14 protein-coding genes are annotated in these 15588 nt (G+C 64.2%); 11 read left to right on the plus strand and 3 right to left on the minus strand.

The window, feature by feature from the left end:
- Positions 1-61: 61 nt before the first annotated feature.
- From M5G17_RS21810 to M5G17_RS21820, 3 genes are read left to right on the plus strand one after another with little or no spacing between them, the layout of a single operon-like run.
- Entirely contained in the window at positions 62-844 is a 783-nt protein-coding gene (locus tag M5G17_RS21810) for a sulfite exporter TauE/SafE family protein (RefSeq protein WP_273894948.1), read from the plus strand.
- 14 nt (positions 845-858) lie between these two features.
- On the plus strand, positions 859-1668 hold the full coding sequence (lgt, locus tag M5G17_RS21815) for a prolipoprotein diacylglyceryl transferase (protein ID WP_273894949.1): 810 nt from the start codon (positions 859-861) through the stop codon (positions 1666-1668).
- A gap of 47 nt (positions 1669-1715) precedes the next feature.
- Positions 1716-2687 (plus strand): thymidylate synthase, encoded by a 972-nt coding sequence (locus tag M5G17_RS21820; protein ID WP_273894950.1) that lies wholly within the window; start codon positions 1716-1718, stop codon positions 2685-2687.
- A 103-nt stretch (positions 2688-2790) separates the two neighbouring features.
- On the opposite strand, the gene cadR is transcribed toward M5G17_RS21820, so the two are convergent.
- Positions 2791-3234, minus strand: coding sequence for a Cd(II)/Pb(II)-responsive transcriptional regulator (cadR, locus tag M5G17_RS21825; RefSeq protein WP_273894951.1), 444 nt, complete (start codon positions 3232-3234; stop codon positions 2791-2793).
- Positions 3235-3316: 82 nt separating this feature from the next.
- Between cadR and M5G17_RS21830 the strand changes: the two genes are divergently transcribed.
- The 7 genes from M5G17_RS21830 to M5G17_RS21860 all read left to right on the plus strand — a co-directional run bounded on the left by M5G17_RS21830 (position 3317) and on the right by M5G17_RS21860 (position 12251).
- Positions 3317-5551, plus strand: a complete 2235-nt coding sequence (locus tag M5G17_RS21830; RefSeq protein ID WP_273894952.1) for a heavy metal translocating P-type ATPase — start codon at positions 3317-3319, stop codon at positions 5549-5551.
- Positions 5552-5558: 7 nt separating this feature from the next.
- Complete coding sequence (locus tag M5G17_RS21835; protein WP_273894953.1) at positions 5559-6422, plus strand: LysR family transcriptional regulator; 864 nt, start codon at positions 5559-5561, stop codon at positions 6420-6422.
- A gap of 175 nt (positions 6423-6597) precedes the next feature.
- Complete coding sequence (locus M5G17_RS21840; RefSeq protein ID WP_273894954.1) at positions 6598-7662, plus strand: putative 2-aminoethylphosphonate ABC transporter ATP-binding protein; 1065 nt, start codon at positions 6598-6600, stop codon at positions 7660-7662.
- A gap of 1 nt (position 7663) precedes the next feature.
- Positions 7664-9388: a putative 2-aminoethylphosphonate ABC transporter permease subunit gene (locus tag M5G17_RS21845; protein ID WP_273894955.1), complete on the plus strand. Its 1725-nt coding sequence runs from the start codon at positions 7664-7666 to the stop codon at positions 9386-9388.
- A gap of 39 nt (positions 9389-9427) precedes the next feature.
- Positions 9428-10453: a putative 2-aminoethylphosphonate ABC transporter substrate-binding protein gene (locus M5G17_RS21850; protein WP_273894956.1), complete on the plus strand. Its 1026-nt coding sequence runs from the start codon at positions 9428-9430 to the stop codon at positions 10451-10453.
- A gap of 113 nt (positions 10454-10566) precedes the next feature.
- A complete protein-coding gene (locus tag M5G17_RS21855) occupies positions 10567-11694 on the plus strand; it encodes a TIGR03364 family FAD-dependent oxidoreductase (protein WP_273894957.1) in 1128 nt (375 codons plus the stop codon).
- A gap of 2 nt (positions 11695-11696) precedes the next feature.
- Positions 11697-12251, plus strand: coding sequence for a phosphonate degradation HD-domain oxygenase (locus M5G17_RS21860; protein ID WP_273894958.1), 555 nt, complete (start codon positions 11697-11699; stop codon positions 12249-12251).
- On the opposite strand, the gene M5G17_RS21865 is transcribed toward M5G17_RS21860, so the two are convergent.
- A complete protein-coding gene (locus tag M5G17_RS21865) occupies positions 12234-13598 on the minus strand; it encodes a DUF3482 domain-containing protein (RefSeq protein WP_273894959.1) in 1365 nt (454 codons plus the stop codon). The two genes, M5G17_RS21860 and M5G17_RS21865, sit on opposite strands and share 18 nt — an antisense overlap.
- Complete coding sequence (locus M5G17_RS21870) at positions 13591-14982, minus strand: DUF2868 domain-containing protein (protein WP_273894960.1); 1392 nt, start codon at positions 14980-14982, stop codon at positions 13591-13593. The genes M5G17_RS21865 and M5G17_RS21870 overlap by 8 nt, the downstream gene beginning before the upstream one ends.
- A 63-nt stretch (positions 14983-15045) precedes the next feature.
- Here M5G17_RS21870 and M5G17_RS21875 point away from each other — a divergent pair, with 63 nt between their 5' ends.
- Positions 15046-15564 (plus strand): dihydrofolate reductase, encoded by a 519-nt coding sequence (locus tag M5G17_RS21875; protein WP_273894961.1) that lies wholly within the window; start codon positions 15046-15048, stop codon positions 15562-15564.
- Positions 15565-15588 lie beyond the last annotated feature (24 nt).

Below are 15588 nucleotides of genomic sequence, written 5' to 3' on the forward strand. Positions count from 1 at the left end.
TTCACTAGAGCCACAGGCCTACCTTCCGTTACCATGCCGGACTGAATTTACGGGGGCGACAATGGAATTCGTGCTCTATCTGGCGCTAGGCGCCTGTGCAGGCGTACTGGCCGGGCTGTTCGGCGTCGGTGGCGGCATCATCATCGTGCCGGTGCTGGTGTTCAGTTTCACCCTGCAAGGCTTCGACGCCTCGGTGCTGACCCACCTGGCGGTGGGGACTTCGCTGGCGACCATTGTCTTCACCTCGGTCAATGCCATTCGCGAGCACCAGCGCAAAGGCGCGGTGCAGTGGCCGATTTTCGTCTGGATGACCTTGGGCATCCTGATCGGTGCCGGTATCGGTGCCAAGACCGCCTCGGCGATCCAGGGCCCGATGCTGCAAAAGATCATTGGTGTGTTTGCCCTGGTGATCGCTGCGCAGATGGCCCTGGACCTCAAGCCCAAGGCCAGCCGCGGTGTTCCCGGCAAGCCCGCGTTGACCGTCGCCGGTAGCGTGATCGGCTGGGCCTCGGCGATCTTCGGCATTGGTGGCGGCTCGCTGACCGTACCGTTCCTGACCTGGCGCAGCCTGCCCATGCAGCAGGCGGTGGCGACGTCGTCGGCCTGTGGTTTCCCGATTGCCGTGGCCAGCGCCCTGAGTTTCATCTGGCTGGGCTGGCACGACCCGCACCTGCCAGCGCATAGTCTGGGTTTTGTGTACCTGCCAGCGCTGCTGGGGATTGCCCTGACCAGCATGTTTTTCGCCCGCTTCGGCGCGCGCCTGGCGCATAAACTGTCGCCACGCTTGCTCAAACGGCTATTTGCCGCGCTGCTGTTCTGCGTCGGCCTGAGCTTTTTGCTTTAACGAGAGGAGTCACCATGCTGCCTTACCCGCAGATCGATCCAGTGGCCGTGGCCCTGGGTCCGCTGAAAATCCATTGGTACGGCCTGATGTATCTGGTCGGCATCGGCGGCGCCTGGCTGCTGGCCTCGCGTCGCCTCAATCGCTTCGATCCGAGCTGGAGCCGCGAGAAACTCTCCGACCTGGTGTTCTGGCTGTCGATGGGGGTAATTGTCGGTGGCCGCCTGGGCTACGTGCTGTTCTACGACCTGCACGCCTACCTGGCCAACCCCGCGCTGATCTTCGAAGTGTGGAAGGGCGGCATGTCGTTCCACGGCGGTTTCATCGGTGTGATGCTGGCGGCCTTGTGGTTCGGCAAGCGCAACAACAAGTCGTTCTTCGAGCTGATGGACTTCGTCGCACCGCTGGTGCCGATCGGCCTGGGCGCCGGGCGTATCGGCAACTTCATCAACGCCGAGCTGTGGGGCAAGGCCACCGACGTGCCGTGGGCCATGGTCTTTCCGCCGTTCAGCGATCCGGCGCAGTTGCCGCGTCACCCGTCGCAGCTGTACCAGTTCGCCCTGGAAGGTGTGGCATTATTCCTGATTCTCTGGCTGTACTCGCGCAAACCGCGCCCGACCATGGCGGTTTCCGGCATGTTCGCGCTGTTCTACGGGATCTTCCGCTTCATTGTGGAGTTCGTGCGGGTGCCCGACGCCCAGCTTGGCTACATCGCCTTTGGCTGGTTGACCATGGGTCAGTTGCTTTGCGTGCCGATGATCCTCGGTGGCATCGGCCTGATCTGGTGGGCCTACAACCGCAAACCTACGGCCAAGGCCGCCGTTTGAATTTCCACGGCAGGGTGATCCCCTGCCGTCCTAGCTACAGGTAAGCCATGAAACAGTATCTAGATCTGGTCCGCGACGTGATCGAAAACGGCACCCTGCAGGGTAACCGTACCGGCATCCGCACCATCAGCCTGCCAGGCGCCATGCTGCGCTTCGACCTGCAGAAGGGCTTCCCGGCCATCACCACCCGCAAGCTGGCGTTCAAGTCGGCGGTCGGCGAGATGGTCGGCTTCCTGCGCGGGGTGAGGAACGCGGGCGAGTTCCGCGAGCTGGGCTGCAAGGTCTGGGACCAGAACGCCAACGAAAACGCCCAGTGGCTGGCCAACCCGTTCCGCCAGGGCCATGACGACCTCGGCGAGATCTACGGCGTGCAATGGCGCCAGTGGCCGGCCTACAAGCGCATCCCACTGAGCAACCCGGCCGCCATCGAACTGGCCAAGAGCCAGGGCTTCCAGCAGATCGCCCAGGCCGAAGAAGATGGCGAAGCCTTCGTCGTGCTGTACAAGGCCATCGACCAGATCCGCCAGTGCATCGACACCATCCACAACGACCCGGGCAGCCGGCGCATCCTGTTCCACGGCTGGAACTGCGCCCAGCTCGACGAAATGGCCCTGCCGCCGTGCCACTTGCTGTACCAGTTCCACCCCAATGTCGAGACCAGGGAAATCTCCCTGACCCTCTACATCCGTTCCAATGACCTGGGCCTGGGCACACCGTTCAACCTCACCGAAGGCGCTGCCCTGCTGTCGCTGATGGGTCGCTTGACCGGATACACGCCGCGCTGGTTCACCTATTTCATCGGTGATGCGCACGTCTACGAGAACCACCTGGATATGCTCAATGAGCAGCTCAAGCGCGAGCCGCTGGCGGCGCCGAAGCTGGTGATCAATGAGCGTGTGCCGGAATTCGCCAAGACTGGCGTGTACGAGCCAGAGTGGCTGGAGAAGATCGAGCCGAGCGACTTCAGCCTCGAAGGCTACGAGCACCACGCGCCGATGACGGCGCCGATGGCGGTCTGACCCACTGTCAGGCTATGTGTCTGTAGGAGCGGGCTTGCCCCGCGATAGCGATCTGTCAGTCGTATCGCATCGCGGGGCAAGCCCGCTCCTACAGGTCCCTCAATCAGTGCCCGTGGCTTCTGCCCACATGTGAAGGCTCCGCCTCTGGCGCCGTCACCGCACCATTGACCTCAAGATGCTGCAGGATCGAGCACTGAACCTCCTGGGGATGGCAGTGCTGGCGCAGTTCCAGCAGTTGTGCCTGCAACGCCTGCAGCCCATCGATCCGCGCCTTGACGTGCTGGATGTGCTCGTCGATCAACGCATTGACGCTTTCGCACTGGTCTTCCGGGCTGTCGCGCAGGCGCAGCAGGCTGCGGATTTCTTCCAGGGTCATGTCCAGGGTGCGGCAGTTGCGGATGAAGGTCAGGCGCTCGACGTGAGCCTGGGTGTACATCCGGTAGTTGCCCTCGCTGCGCGCCGGCTCCGGCAGCAGGTTTTCCCGTTCGTAGTAACGGATGGTTTCCACTGCACAGTCGGTGGCTTTGGCCAGTTCTCCGATCTTCATCTGCAAATACCTCGACAAGTGGCTTGACCCTATAGTGGCTACAGGGTGTTCACTTGGCAACAGGACATTTAAGGATGAACCCATGAATCAGCCTGTCAGCCACACCCCCGGTAAAGACCCCCACGATCATGCCAAGCATGACCACGCCCACAGCTGCTGCTCCCACGACGCCGCGCCGGCCCTGGTGCAGCTAAGTGAAGCCAGCAGTGCCGGCGCGCGCTTGAGCCGTTTTCGCATCGAGGCCATGGATTGCCCGACCGAACAGACCCTGATCCAGAACAAGCTGGGCAAGCTGGCGGGAGTCGAGCAGCTGGAATTCAACCTGATCAACCGTGTTCTGGGCGTGCGTCATACCCATGCCGACACCGTCGCCATCGAGCAGGCGGTTGCCTCGCTGGGCATGCAGGCTGAGCCCCTGAGCGATTCTGCCGAAGAGCCTGCCGCTACCCCGGCACCCGCAAAAAAACACTGGTGGCCGCTGGCATTGGCCGGTGTGGCAGCGTTGGGCGCCGAAGCCATTCACTTCGCTGAGCTTGCGCCTTCGTGGGTGGTGGCGCTGGTCGCTTTGGTGTCGATCCTCAGTTGTGGCTTGGGCACCTACAAGAAGGGCTGGATTGCCCTGAAAAACGGCAACCTCAATATCAATGCGCTGATGAGTATCGCCGTGACCGGTGCGGTGCTGATCGGCCAATGGCCGGAAGCGGCCATGGTGATGTTCCTGTTTACCGTCGCCGAGCTGATCGAGGCGCGCTCGCTGGACCGCGCACGCAATGCCATCGGCGGGCTGATGCAGTTGAGCCCGGACCTTGCCACGGTGCAGCAGGTCGATGGCCAATGGCGCGAGCTGGACGTCAAGCAGGTCGCCCTGGGTGCCTTGGTGCGCGTGCGCCCCGGCGAGCGCATCGGCCTGGACGGCGAGGTGGTCAGCGGCCAGTCGAGCATCGACCAGGCGCCGATCACCGGCGAGAGCCTGCCGGTGGAGAAGGGGCCGGGCGACAAGGTGTTCGCCGGGACCATCAACCAGGCCGGTGCGCTGGAGTACCGGGTGAGCGCTGCGGCCGGGCAATCGACCCTGGCGCGGATCATCAAGGCAGTGGAAGAAGCCCAGGGCGCGCGGGCGCCGACCCAGCGCTTCGTCGACCAGTTCTCGCGCATCTACACCCCGGCCGTGTTCGCTTTCGCTCTGGCGGTAGCGGTGATTCCGCCGCTGTTCATGGCTGGCGCCTGGTTCGACTGGATCTACCGCGCCCTGGTGTTGCTGGTGGTGGCCTGCCCTTGTGCGCTGGTGATTTCTACACCGGTGACCATCGTCAGTGGCCTGGCTGCAGCAGCGCGCAAAGGCATCCTGGTCAAGGGCGGGGTGTACCTGGAAGGCGGGCGCAAGCTCGACTTCCTGGCCCTGGACAAGACCGGCACCATTACCCATGGCAAGCCGGTGCAAACCGACCATGAAGTGCTCGAACCGCTGTTCCAGGACCGTGCCCAGGCGTTGGCGGCTAGCCTCGCCGACCGTTCCGACCACCCGGTATCACGCGCCATTGCCGTGTTTGCCAATGAACAACAGCTGCCCCTGAGCGAGGTTGCAGCCTTCGAAGCACTGGCTGGCCGTGGCGTGCGCGGCGAGATTGACGGTGAGTTGTATCACCTGGGCAACCATCGCCTGGTCGAAGAACTGGGCCTGTGCTCGTCGCAGCTTGAAGCCCGGCTCGATGCACTGGAGCGCCAGGGCAAGACCGTCGTGCTGCTGCTCGACAAGTCCGGCCCGCTGGCGCTGTTCGCTGTCGCCGACACGGTCAAGGACAGCAGCCGCGAGGCGATTGCCGAACTGCATGAGCTGGGTATCAAGACTGTCATGCTGACCGGCGACAATCCGCACACGGCTCAGGCCATTGCCGCCCAGGTCGGCATCGATCAGGCCTATGGCAACCTGCTGCCGGCTGACAAGCTCAAGACCATCGAAGACCTGTACGCCCAGGGCCATCGGGTCGGCATGGTCGGTGACGGTATCAACGATGCGCCGGCGCTGGCCCGCGCCGAGATCGGCTTTGCCATGGCGGCGGCCGGTACCGACACCGCCATCGAGACTGCCGACGTGGCGCTGATGGATGATGACTTGCGCAAAATCCCGGCCTTCGTCAGGCTCTCGCGTCAGAGTGCGGCGATCCTGACCCAGAACATCGTCCTGGCCCTGGGGATCAAGGCAATCTTCCTGGCGGTTACCTTCGCCGGCATGGCAACCATGTGGATGGCGGTGTTCGCTGACATGGGCGTGAGTTTGCTGGTGGTCTTCAACGGCCTGCGATTGCTGCGTAAATAGAGGATGTATGCTGAGTTCCGAGTTGAAAGCCTTCTACATGGTTGCCCGCCTGGGCAGCATTACCCTGGCGGCGAAGAAACTCGGGCTCAGCCAACCGACGGTGACCACGCAGATCCGCAACCTGGAAAGCCAGTACGCGGTCGAGCTGTTCTACCGTGGCGGGCGCCGGCTGACCCTCAGTGATGACGGAACGCGGCTGCTGCCGATGGTCAAGGCCCTGCTGCAGCAGGAAGCCGATATCGAGTTCTTCCTGCGTAACAGCGGCCAGGGCCAGGGCAGCCTGCGTATCGCCGCCACTGCGCCTTACTACATTCTTGACCTGGTAAAGATCTTCCGCGAGCGCCTGCCGCAGGTGGAGGTGTCGGTGGAGATCGGCAACTCCCAGCAGGTGCTGGAACTGCTTGAAGACTATCGGGTGGACCTGGCAGCCTCGTCGCAACTGGTCGAGGACACGCGCCTGGTGCGACGGGTACTGGGTACTGATCCACTGGTGGTGGCGGTGCACCGCAACCATGTGCTGGCCAGTCGCGAGTCGCTGCCGCTGTCGGCCCTGGCCGGGCATTGCTTGCTGGTGCGTGAGCAGGGCTCGACCACGCGCAAGTTGACCGAGCAGATGCTGGAAGCGGCGGGGGTGAAGGTCGGCTCGGTGCTGGAGATCGGCAGCCGCGAGTCGATTCGCGAGGCGGTGTTGCGCAACATCGGCATCAGCATCATTGCCCGCCATGAAGTGCCGCATAACCCGGAGTTGCGGGTGCTGAGCCTTGAGGGGGCGCCACTGATGCATGAGTACCTGTATTGCCTCAAGGAGCGGCGCCAGGCGCGGTTGCCGGCGGCTTTTCTGGGCCTGGCCCAGGAAGTGGCGGCATTGTAGGAGCGGGCTTGCCCCGCGATAGCGATGTCACTGATAAATCGCTATCGCGGGGCAAGCCCGCTCCCACAGACACCCAAATCTGCCTATACCACTATCGGCAACTTTTGCTCCCCCGCCACACAACCTTCGCATTGCCTCCCTAGCATGGCCTGCATTCGTTCGATGAGGTCCTGCCATGAACACTCCGGTCGCAAACCCAGGCGCACACATGAAAGTGCGCGGCATTCACAAGCGCTTCGGCGCCTTTACCGCCCTGCAGGATGTCTCTCTGGACATCGCCGCCGGCGAACTGGTGTGCCTGCTGGGCCCGTCCGGCTGCGGCAAGACCACACTGCTGCGCTGTATCGCCGGCCTCGAGCGCCAGGACCGTGGCACCTTGTACATCGGCGAGCGCGACATCTCCGAGCTGCCGCCCCAAGCCCGGGACTACGGCATCCTGTTCCAGTCCTATGCACTGTTCCCCAACCTCACCGTTGAAGCCAACATCGCCTACGGCCTGGCCGGCAGCGGTCGTGACGAAGTGCGTCAGCGGGTTGCGCAGATGCTTGAACTGGTGGGCCTTCGCGGCAGCGAGAAGAAGTACCCCGGCCAACTGTCCGGCGGCCAGCAGCAACGTGTGGCCCTGGCTCGCGCCCTGGCACCGGCACCGTCACTACTACTGCTCGACGAGCCAATGTCGGCCCTCGACGCCCGGGTTCGCGAGCACCTGTGCAGCGAGCTGCGCCAGCTGCAACGCCAGCTCGGCATCACCACCCTGATGGTCACCCACAACCAGGACGAAGCCATGCTGATGGCCGACCGCATTGCGGTGATGAACAACGGCCAGGTCGAGCAATACGCCACCCCGCAGGACATCTACGACAAGCCGGCCATGCCATTCGTTGCCGAGTTCGTCGGCCAGGGAAACTGGCTGCCGTTCCAGCGCCACAGCGACAGCCACGCCCAGGTCGGTGCGCTGAATATGCGCCTGGCCGACGGTGCTGGCCAGGCCCGTAGCGGCCGGCTGTTCTGCCGCCCGGAAGCGATCAGCGTCAACCCGCCGGTGCACGAAGAGAACCTGTTCCCGGCGCGGGTGCGCGAGATCACCTTTCTCGGCAATCGCTGCCGCATGAGTTTCGAGTTCAACGAACTGCCCGGCCACGCCCTGCTGGCCGAAGTCGCCCCCGAGTCGATGCCGCGCCTGGGTTCCCAGGACATCTGGGTGGCCTTGCCACCGCGTAGCCTGCAGGTGTTTGCCTGAGATGGCCGCGCCACTCGCCATGCCGATCGCCCACGCGAAGGCGGCCCAGCGCTCTGGTGTTTCACTGGGTGATCGACTGTTCGTGGTCGGCGGCAAAGGGTTGCTGCTGCTTTTCCTCACCGTGGCGGTGTTGATACCGCTGCTGGCGATTTTCTGGCGCGGTTTCAGCAGTGATGCCGGCCAGGGTGGCGGCCTGGCGGCCGCCCGCGAACTGTTTGCCAGCGCCAACTTCCACTGGCTGCTGGGCAACAGCCTCAAGGTCTCGCTCAGCGTTGCAGCCATCGTCGTGCCGCTGGCCTACCTGTTCGCCTATGCCCTGCAGCGCACGCTGATCCCCGGCAAGCGAATCTGGCGTGGTGTTTCACTGCTGCCGCTGCTGGCGCCGTCGATGCTGCCAGCCATCGCCCTGGTCTATCTGTTCGGCAACCAGGGCCTGCTGCGCGGGCTGCTCAGCGACAACATCTATGGCTTCTGGGGCATTGTCCTTGGCGAAGCCATCTACACCTTCCCCCATGCGCTGATGATCCTGCTTTCGGCCCTGTCGCTGGCCGATGCGCGTCTGTTCGACGCCGCCTCGAGCATGGGCGCCGGGCCTTGGCGGGCGTTTCACAGCATCACCTGGCCTGCGACCCGGCAGGCGGTGTTCGCCGCCTTCTGCCTGGTGTTCACCCTGACCATCACCGACTTCGGCGTGCCGGTGGTCGTCGGTGGCGACTATCAGGTGCTGGCGCTGGAGGCCTACAAGGCCGTGGTCGGCCAGCAGCAGTTTGGCCGCGGTGCCTTGATCGGCATGGTCTTGCTGGTGCCGGCGTTGCTCAGCTTTGCCGTCGATGCCTGGCTGCGCCGGCGTCAGGGCGACTCGATGAGCGGCCGTGCCCAGGTGTTCCAGCCACAGCCGTCGCGCACTCGTGATGCCTGCTTCATGGCCGTGGTGATACTGATTTGCGCGGCATTGTTGCTGGTGGTGGGCATGGCGGTGTACTCATCGCTGGTCAAGTTTTGGCCCTACAACCTGTCGTTGTCGCTCAAGCACTACCAGTTCGAGGAAACTGCCGGTGGCGGCTGGCTGGCCTATCGCAACAGCCTGACCATGGCCCTGGGCACGGCGCTGATCGGCAGTGCGGTGATCTTCACCGGCGCCTACCTGATGGAAAAAACCAAGGGCCAACGCAGCCTGAACCTGCTGCTGCGCCTGCTCAGCTTCGTACCGATGGCGGTGCCGGGCTTGGTACTGGGGCTTGGCTACGTGTTCTTCTTCAACCTCGCCAGCAACCCGCTGCATGTGTTCTACGGCAGCATGGCGTTGCTGGTGGTGTGCACCATCGCCCACTACCTGACCACCGCGCAGATGACCGCGACCACCGCCCTGCGCCAGCTCGATGGCGAGTTCGAAGCCGCCGCGCTGTCGCTCAAGGCGCCGCTGTACCGGCACTTTCTGCGGGTCACCGTGCCGATCTGCCTGCCGGCGCTGCTCGACATCATCCGCTACCTGTTCGTCTCGGCCATGACCACGGTGTCGGCGGCGATCTTCCTCTACAGCCCAGACACCATCCTCGCCGCCGTCGCCGTGCTGAACATGGACGATGCCGGCAACGTCGGCGGCGCTGCGGCGATGTCGACCCTGATCCTGCTCACCAGCGCCACCGTTTCGCTGCTCCTGGCCTGGGCCTCGCGCGGCCTGTTGCAACGCTCCCAAGCCTGGCGCCAGCGTGCGCCGGGTCACTGATTGTCTCTACCAACCTGCACCGTTCAAAGGAGTCGCATCATGTTCAAGCCACTTGCTCTTGCCGCTGCCGTCCTCACTGCATTCAGCGTGCAGGCCACTGCCGCCAACACCCAACTGACGGTCTATACCGCGCTCGAAGCCGAACAGCTCAAGAGCTACAAGCAGGCTTTCGAGAAGGCCAACCCGGACATTGAAATCAAGTGGGTGCGTGATTCCACCGGCATCATCACCGCCAAGCTGCTGGCCGAAAAAGATCGCCCGCAAGCCGATGCGGTCTGGGGCCTGGCCGCGTCGAGCCTGGCGATCCTCGACCAGCAGGGCATGCTGCAGAGCTATGCCCCGAAAGACCTTGGCAAGATCGGCGGCAACTACCGCGATGCCGCCAACCCGCCTGCATGGGTGGGCATGGACGTCTGGGCGGCGACCATTTGTTTCAACACCATCGAAGCCGAGAAGCAGGGCCTGAGCAAGCCGGTGAGCTGGCAGGATCTGACCAAGCCTGAGTACAAGGGCAAGATCGTCATGCCTAACCCGGCGTCTTCGGGCACCGGCTTCCTGGACGTCAGCGCCTGGCTGCAGACCTTTGGTGAGAAGCAGGGCTGGGCGTACATGGACGGCCTGCACCAGAACATCGGCCAGTACGTTCACTCCGGCTCCAAGCCGTGCAAGCTGGCGGCGGCCGGTGAATTCCCGATTGGTATCTCCTTCGAATACCCGGCCGTGCAGCTCAAGCGCCAGGGCGCGCCGCTGGACATTGTCTTGCCGAAGGAAGGCCTGGGCTGGGAGATTGAAGCCACAGCGGTGATCAAGGGCACCCAGCATGAAGCGGCGGCCAAGCGCCTGGCCGACTTCTCGGCAAGCCCGGCGGCCATGGAACTGTACAAGGAAAATTTCGCCGTGCTGGCCCAGCCGGGCATCGCCAAACCGCAGACCGAACTGCCGGCCGACTACGAGCAGCGCCTGATCAAGAACGACTTTACCTGGGCCTCGAAAAACCGCGACAGCATCCTGGCCGAGTGGCGCAAGCGCTATGACGGCAAGTCGGAGAAGGTGGCGCAGCAGTAACACTGCGTTGACTTCATCGCTGGCAAGCCAGCTCCCACAGGGTCAGTGTGTGCAGTACCTGTGGGAGCTGGCTTGCCAGCGATGGGGGCGATGAAATTTTCAAGGAACCTCAGATGACCGATCTACTCATCGTCGGCGCCGGCATCCTCGGCCTGTCCCATGCCTACGCCGCCGCCCGGCGCGGGCTCAAGGTGCGGGTCTTCGAGCGCAGCGCGACACCCTTGGGCGCTTCGGTGCGCAACTTCGGCCAGGCGCTGGTTACGGGTCAACCGCCCGGTCAGATGCTTGAACTGGCCAAGGCCAGCAGTGGCATCTGGAAGCACTGGGCGCATCAGGCCGGCTTCGAGCTCAAGGCCAACGGCTCGCTGCTGTTTGCTCGCAGCGCGCTGGAGCTGGAACTGCTCGAAGCCTTCTGCGCCGAGCGTGCGCAAGCACATGACTACAAGGTCGAGCTGCTCAGCGGCGCCGCCCTGAACGACCTCTACGGCGGCCAGTTCCGTCACCATCGCGCCGCCTTGCGCGGGCTGCAAGATCAGCAGTTGTATTCGCGCGAGGCGTTGCCGAGCCTGATCCGCTTCCTGCAGCAGGCGCTGGGTGTACAGTTTCATTTCTCCACCCTGGTGCGTGGTATCGAACCCGGTCGTGTCTCGACCACGGCAGGGGAGTTCAGCGCCAAGCAGGTCGTGGTCTGCTCCGGTCACGACTATCAGACCCTGCTTGCTGAACCTATCGGCGCCTTGCAACCCCAGGTCTGTCGCTTGCAGATGCTGCGCGCCCGGCCACGGTTCAAGCTCGACCTGCAACACGCACTGCTCACCGGCTTGAGCTGCGTGCACTACGGCGCCTTCGCCGATTTGCCCCAGGCCCAGGCACTCAAAGCGCAACTGCAGGCCAACAGCCCGCACCTGCTGGAGCACGGCATTCATCTGCTGATCAGCCCTACACCTCACGGCGAGCTGATCATCGGCGACTCCCATGCCTATGGCAGTGATGCATCACCCTTCAACGCCGAGCAGGTCGACAACTGGTTGATCGAACTGGCCGAGCAGACCTTGGGCGGGCGCATCGAAGTGCTCGAGCGCTGGCAGGGCGTCTATGGTTCTGGCGGGCCGGGGCCGTTTTCCCTACTGCAGGTTGCGCCGGGAATCAGCGCCGCACTGATGCACAGCGGCGTCGGCATGAGCGTCGGCCCGGCCCTGGCCGAGCACCATATCGCCCGTTTGCTGGAGGAGATCGACTAACCATGGCTACAGCCGAACAGATTGTCAGCGAAGTCTTCGCCTTGTATCAGCAGCATGGTGATGAAGACTACATCGGCGAACCGGTTTCGCAGCTCGAGCATATGTCCCAGGCGGCGCAGCTGGCATTGGCTGAGGGCTATGACGATGAAGTGGTGCTGGCGGCGTTCTTCCATGACATCGGCCATCTCTGTGGCGGCGCCGAAGGCAACATGGGCGGTTATGGTGCGGTCAGCCACGAACGGGTCGGCGCCAACTACTTGCGTCGCTGTGGCTTTAGCGAGCGCTTGGCCAAGCTTGTGGAATACCACGTCGAGGCCAAGCGTTACCTGACCTTACGCCAGCCGGGCTACTACCAGCACTTGAGCGAGGCCAGCCGGCGCACCCTGGCGTACCAGGGCGGGGTGATGAGCGAGGCCGAGGCCGATGCCTTCGAGCAGGACCCGCTGTGTGGAGTGAGCCTGCGCATGCGCCAGTGGGATGAGCTGGCCAAGCAGAGGGAGGTGCCGGTGATCGATCTGCAGGTGCTCAAGGGCAAGGCCCTAAAGCTCTTGCACTAGCGCATCAATCTGTTCCTGGCGCTCCGCCTGATTCACCCTCGCCCCCGGATTGAGCGATGACCACTGCGGATGTGCTCGGGCCTTGCTCAGCGCCTCCGGCAGCTTGCCTTCACGCCAGGTCTGCTCCTGTGGCGTCGCCAGTTTGATCCGTTCCATGGCCGCATGCCCGCGGGCATCCAGCGCGTGAATCAGCTGATGCTGACGCAACGCCAACAGGCGCAACACGCTGTCATCCACCGTCAACTCGCGCTGGCCCTTGAGCTTGCCGAGCAGGCGCGCGCCATAGCTGCGGGCGGTCTGCAGAGCGCCACCGGCAATGGCCCCGGCCAGCGCCGCAGCACCGAGGGTCAGGCCGCCAACCAGCAGGTCGACGCCCGCCCCGGCCGCTGCTCCCGCCGCCACGCCACTGCCCAGGCGCACGCCGAGCAACTTGAGGGTTTCCGGGTTGAACAGGTCATCGCCCCAGCGTCCATCGAGCAAGGGCAGGTCGCTGCTGGCGGCGTCTTCCTTGCGAAAGGCATAGAGCTTAAGCAGCGCTTCGACACAGCGTTGTTCGCGCTGGCGCACCTCGCGACGCAAAGTTTCTATGGCTACGGCTTCAGCGCCAGGTTCGGCGACCACGCTGCGCCGGCAGGCGGCGCAGTCGAGCAGCAAGTCGGCGACCAGGCGCTTGGCGCTTTCACGCCGGGCCTGGCGCTGAGCCTGTTGATCGTCGATCAGGCGTTGCAGTGCGCTACGGGAGTTTTCCAGCATCAAGGCCAGGCTTTCGTACAGGCGGCGTTCGCCGTCTTGCGGCGGCGCGACGCTGTCGAAACGCACCAGTGCGTGCAATCCCAGGCGCGCCAGCGCTTCACGCCAATCGGCTTCGCGATGGTCGCTGCTGGCGACGAAGTTGAGCACCGGCAACAGCGGCTTGCCACAGCCGGCCAGCACTTCCAGCTCGTCGCGGTACTTGGCCAATACCGGCTCGCGGGCATCGATCACATATAGGCCGGCATCACTGGCGAGCAACTGGCGCAGTACCTTGGCCTCTTGCTCGAAACGCTGGCGTGCCTCGCTACCTTGCAGAAAACGTTCAAGCCGCGCCGGGCCATCGAGGCGCTCGCCCGGACGCTCCAGACGCTCAAGGTAGTCGAGCAGGGCGATTGCATCTTCCAGCCCTGGCGTGTCGTAGAGTTCCAGCAGTGGCTCACCGTCCACCGACAGGCGTGCGCCCTCGACATGACGGGTGGTGCTCGGCCGGTGGGACACTTCACCGAAACCGACATCACGGGTCAGGGTGCGCAGTAGCGAGGTCTTGCCGACATTGGTGTGGCCGACCACGGCCAGTTTCAACGGCTTAGTCATGGCCATGCTCCAACCAGTTCAGCGGGGCGCTGTCGGCATAGTTCAAGCCGAGCTGCTCCAGGGCCTGATGCCAGTCATTGAGACGGTCTGCGTCCAGCACCTGGCCGGGCATCGCCTGCAACAGCCAGATACGCGTGGCGCCGGCATTGCGCGCAAGCTCGGCGAGCAGCGCCAGGCTACCGCGATCGGGCGAGCGGCGCGGGTCGCAGGCAATCGCCAGGCGCGCCGGGGGAAAGCGGCCGAGCTGTTCGAGCAGTTTGTTACGCGACTCGCGGCTGTCGAGGATGCCGGCGTTGCTCACCGTTGCCGGCAAGGCGGGTGGCCATGGGCGCTTGTCGTCCAGTTCAAGGCCTACCAACAGGGCGCCATCGCTGTGGGCTTCGCCGACCCCGCGGATAATCTGCGGCAGCGCATCAGGCGCGGCGTCGTTGATGCCCAGGCGTTCGCTGCTGGGCATCAGCGCATCGCGCAGCGGGCTGTAGCCGGGCAGGTTGAGGTCCAGTTGCAAGCGCGCCTGGCCACTGCGCCAGCGCCACAAACACATGGCGCCAAGCAGCAGGCGCGGGAGGATGCCATACACCAGCAGCACCCCCAGCAACCACCCCGCCCAGGCTTGGCGGGCCAGTTCCAGCGCCGGCTGGCTGTCGCCGCTGGCGCGGATCATGGCGACATCCGGCACGCTGAAACCGAGCAGCGCCGGCAGGGCACCGAGGGCCTGGGTCAGGGCCACGAAGGTATCGGCGCCAAGAATGGTGGTTTCCCAGACAAAGCCGTAGCGGCGGGTGGCGAGCAGGATCAGCAGCATCACCAGTGCCGAGCCCAGGGCCACCAGCCACAGGCTGTGCACCAATAGGCCGAGCAGCCAGCGGTTGAGCTTTTGCCGTTGCAGCATCACCAGCAGGGCGGGAGCCAGGTGCGCGGCCTGGGCATCGCGGGCGAACTTTTCGCTGAGCCACAACCACAGGCGGCCAAGGGTTGCGCCCTGTTCAGCGGCGAAGAAAAAGCCCAGTAGCCAACCCAGCAATAGCAGCAGGTTGAGTCCTAGCAGGCTGCCCAAGGCCCAGAACACGTTCACTGGCCGTTGACTGTCGCCCAGGGCGGCCAGTGCCAGGCCGGCGCCGCTGAGCACGGCGAGTACCACGAGGGCCGCCAGCGCCAGTCGTGCGCCTTGTTTCCAGTGTTGCAGGGCGCTGCGCATGCCGTCGCGTTCGGCCAGCCACAGGGCGCGGTTTTCGATGCGCGCTTGCAGGTCGCCACCCGTTTGGCGGGCGCGGCGGTTGGCTTCCTGGTCTTCCAAGGGGCCTGCGTGTTCTTCGCGCAGGCGCACGGCTTCGGTGAGCCAGCGTTTGTCCAGGTCAGTCAGTGCAGTCACACGCGCTTCCATTGATCAAGTCAGCCCAAAGCATAACCCAGGCATCGAAGATCGGGCTTTGCTATCCTCGCCGGCATGAAAACATCACTTCCCCTCAGCCTGATCGCGGCCCTCGCCGAGAACCGTGTGATCGGCATCGATAACAGCATGCCCTGGCACCTGCCGGGGGATTTCAAGTACTTCAAGGCCACCACCCTGGGCAAGCCGATCATCATGGGCCGCAAGACCTGGGATTCACTGGGCCGGCCGCTGCCGGGGCGCTTGAACCTGGTGGTCAGCCGCCAGCCGGGCCTGCAGCTTGAAGGCGCCGAGGTATTCGCCTCGCTTGATGAAGCGATGCTACGTGCCGAGCAATGGGCGCTTGAGCAGGGCGTCGATGAGCTGATGCTGATTGGCGGTGCGCAGCTGTACACCCAGGCAATCGAGCGTGGCCTGGCGGATCGGCTGTACCTGACGCGGGTGGAGCTGAGCCCGGAAGGGGATGCGTGGTTTCCGCAGTTTGATCAGGCGCAGTGGCAGCGGGTGTCGAGCCAGGCCAATGCAGCTGAAGGCGACAAGCCGGCTTATCACTTCGAGGTTTGGCAGAAGGCCTGAAAAGCGTCGCGGGGCAAGCCCGCT

Origin of the sequence: Pseudomonas rubra (assembly GCF_028656935.1) — a bacterium.
Classification (GTDB): Bacteria; Pseudomonadota; Gammaproteobacteria; order Pseudomonadales; family Pseudomonadaceae; genus Aquipseudomonas; species Aquipseudomonas rubra.

What these genes read in the sequence shown, in the direction of transcription:
- M5G17_RS21810 (WP_273894948.1), top strand. Translation starts at nt 62, where the DNA reads ATGGAATTCGTGCTCTATCTGGCGCTAGGCGCCTGTGCAGGCGTACTG.
- lgt (WP_273894949.1), top strand. Translation starts at nt 859, where the DNA reads ATGCTGCCTTACCCGCAGATCGATCCAGTGGCCGTGGCCCTGGGTCCG.
- M5G17_RS21820 (WP_273894950.1), top strand. Translation starts at nt 1,716, where the DNA reads ATGAAACAGTATCTAGATCTGGTCCGCGACGTGATCGAAAACGGCACC.
- cadR (WP_273894951.1), bottom strand. Translation starts at nt 3,234, where the DNA reads ATGAAGATCGGAGAACTGGCCAAAGCCACCGACTGTGCAGTGGAAACC.
- M5G17_RS21830 (WP_273894952.1), top strand. Translation starts at nt 3,317, where the DNA reads ATGAATCAGCCTGTCAGCCACACCCCCGGTAAAGACCCCCACGATCAT.
- M5G17_RS21835 (WP_273894953.1), top strand. Translation starts at nt 5,559, where the DNA reads ATGCTGAGTTCCGAGTTGAAAGCCTTCTACATGGTTGCCCGCCTGGGC.
- M5G17_RS21840 (WP_273894954.1), top strand. Translation starts at nt 6,598, where the DNA reads ATGAACACTCCGGTCGCAAACCCAGGCGCACACATGAAAGTGCGCGGC.
- M5G17_RS21845 (WP_273894955.1), top strand. Translation starts at nt 7,664, where the DNA reads ATGGCCGCGCCACTCGCCATGCCGATCGCCCACGCGAAGGCGGCCCAG.
- M5G17_RS21850 (WP_273894956.1), top strand. Translation starts at nt 9,428, where the DNA reads ATGTTCAAGCCACTTGCTCTTGCCGCTGCCGTCCTCACTGCATTCAGC.
- M5G17_RS21855 (WP_273894957.1), top strand. Translation starts at nt 10,567, where the DNA reads ATGACCGATCTACTCATCGTCGGCGCCGGCATCCTCGGCCTGTCCCAT.
- M5G17_RS21860 (WP_273894958.1), top strand. Translation starts at nt 11,697, where the DNA reads ATGGCTACAGCCGAACAGATTGTCAGCGAAGTCTTCGCCTTGTATCAG.
- M5G17_RS21865 (WP_273894959.1), bottom strand. Translation starts at nt 13,598, where the DNA reads ATGACTAAGCCGTTGAAACTGGCCGTGGTCGGCCACACCAATGTCGGC.
- M5G17_RS21870 (WP_273894960.1), bottom strand. Translation starts at nt 14,982, where the DNA reads ATGGAAGCGCGTGTGACTGCACTGACTGACCTGGACAAACGCTGGCTC.
- M5G17_RS21875 (WP_273894961.1), top strand. Translation starts at nt 15,046, where the DNA reads ATGAAAACATCACTTCCCCTCAGCCTGATCGCGGCCCTCGCCGAGAAC.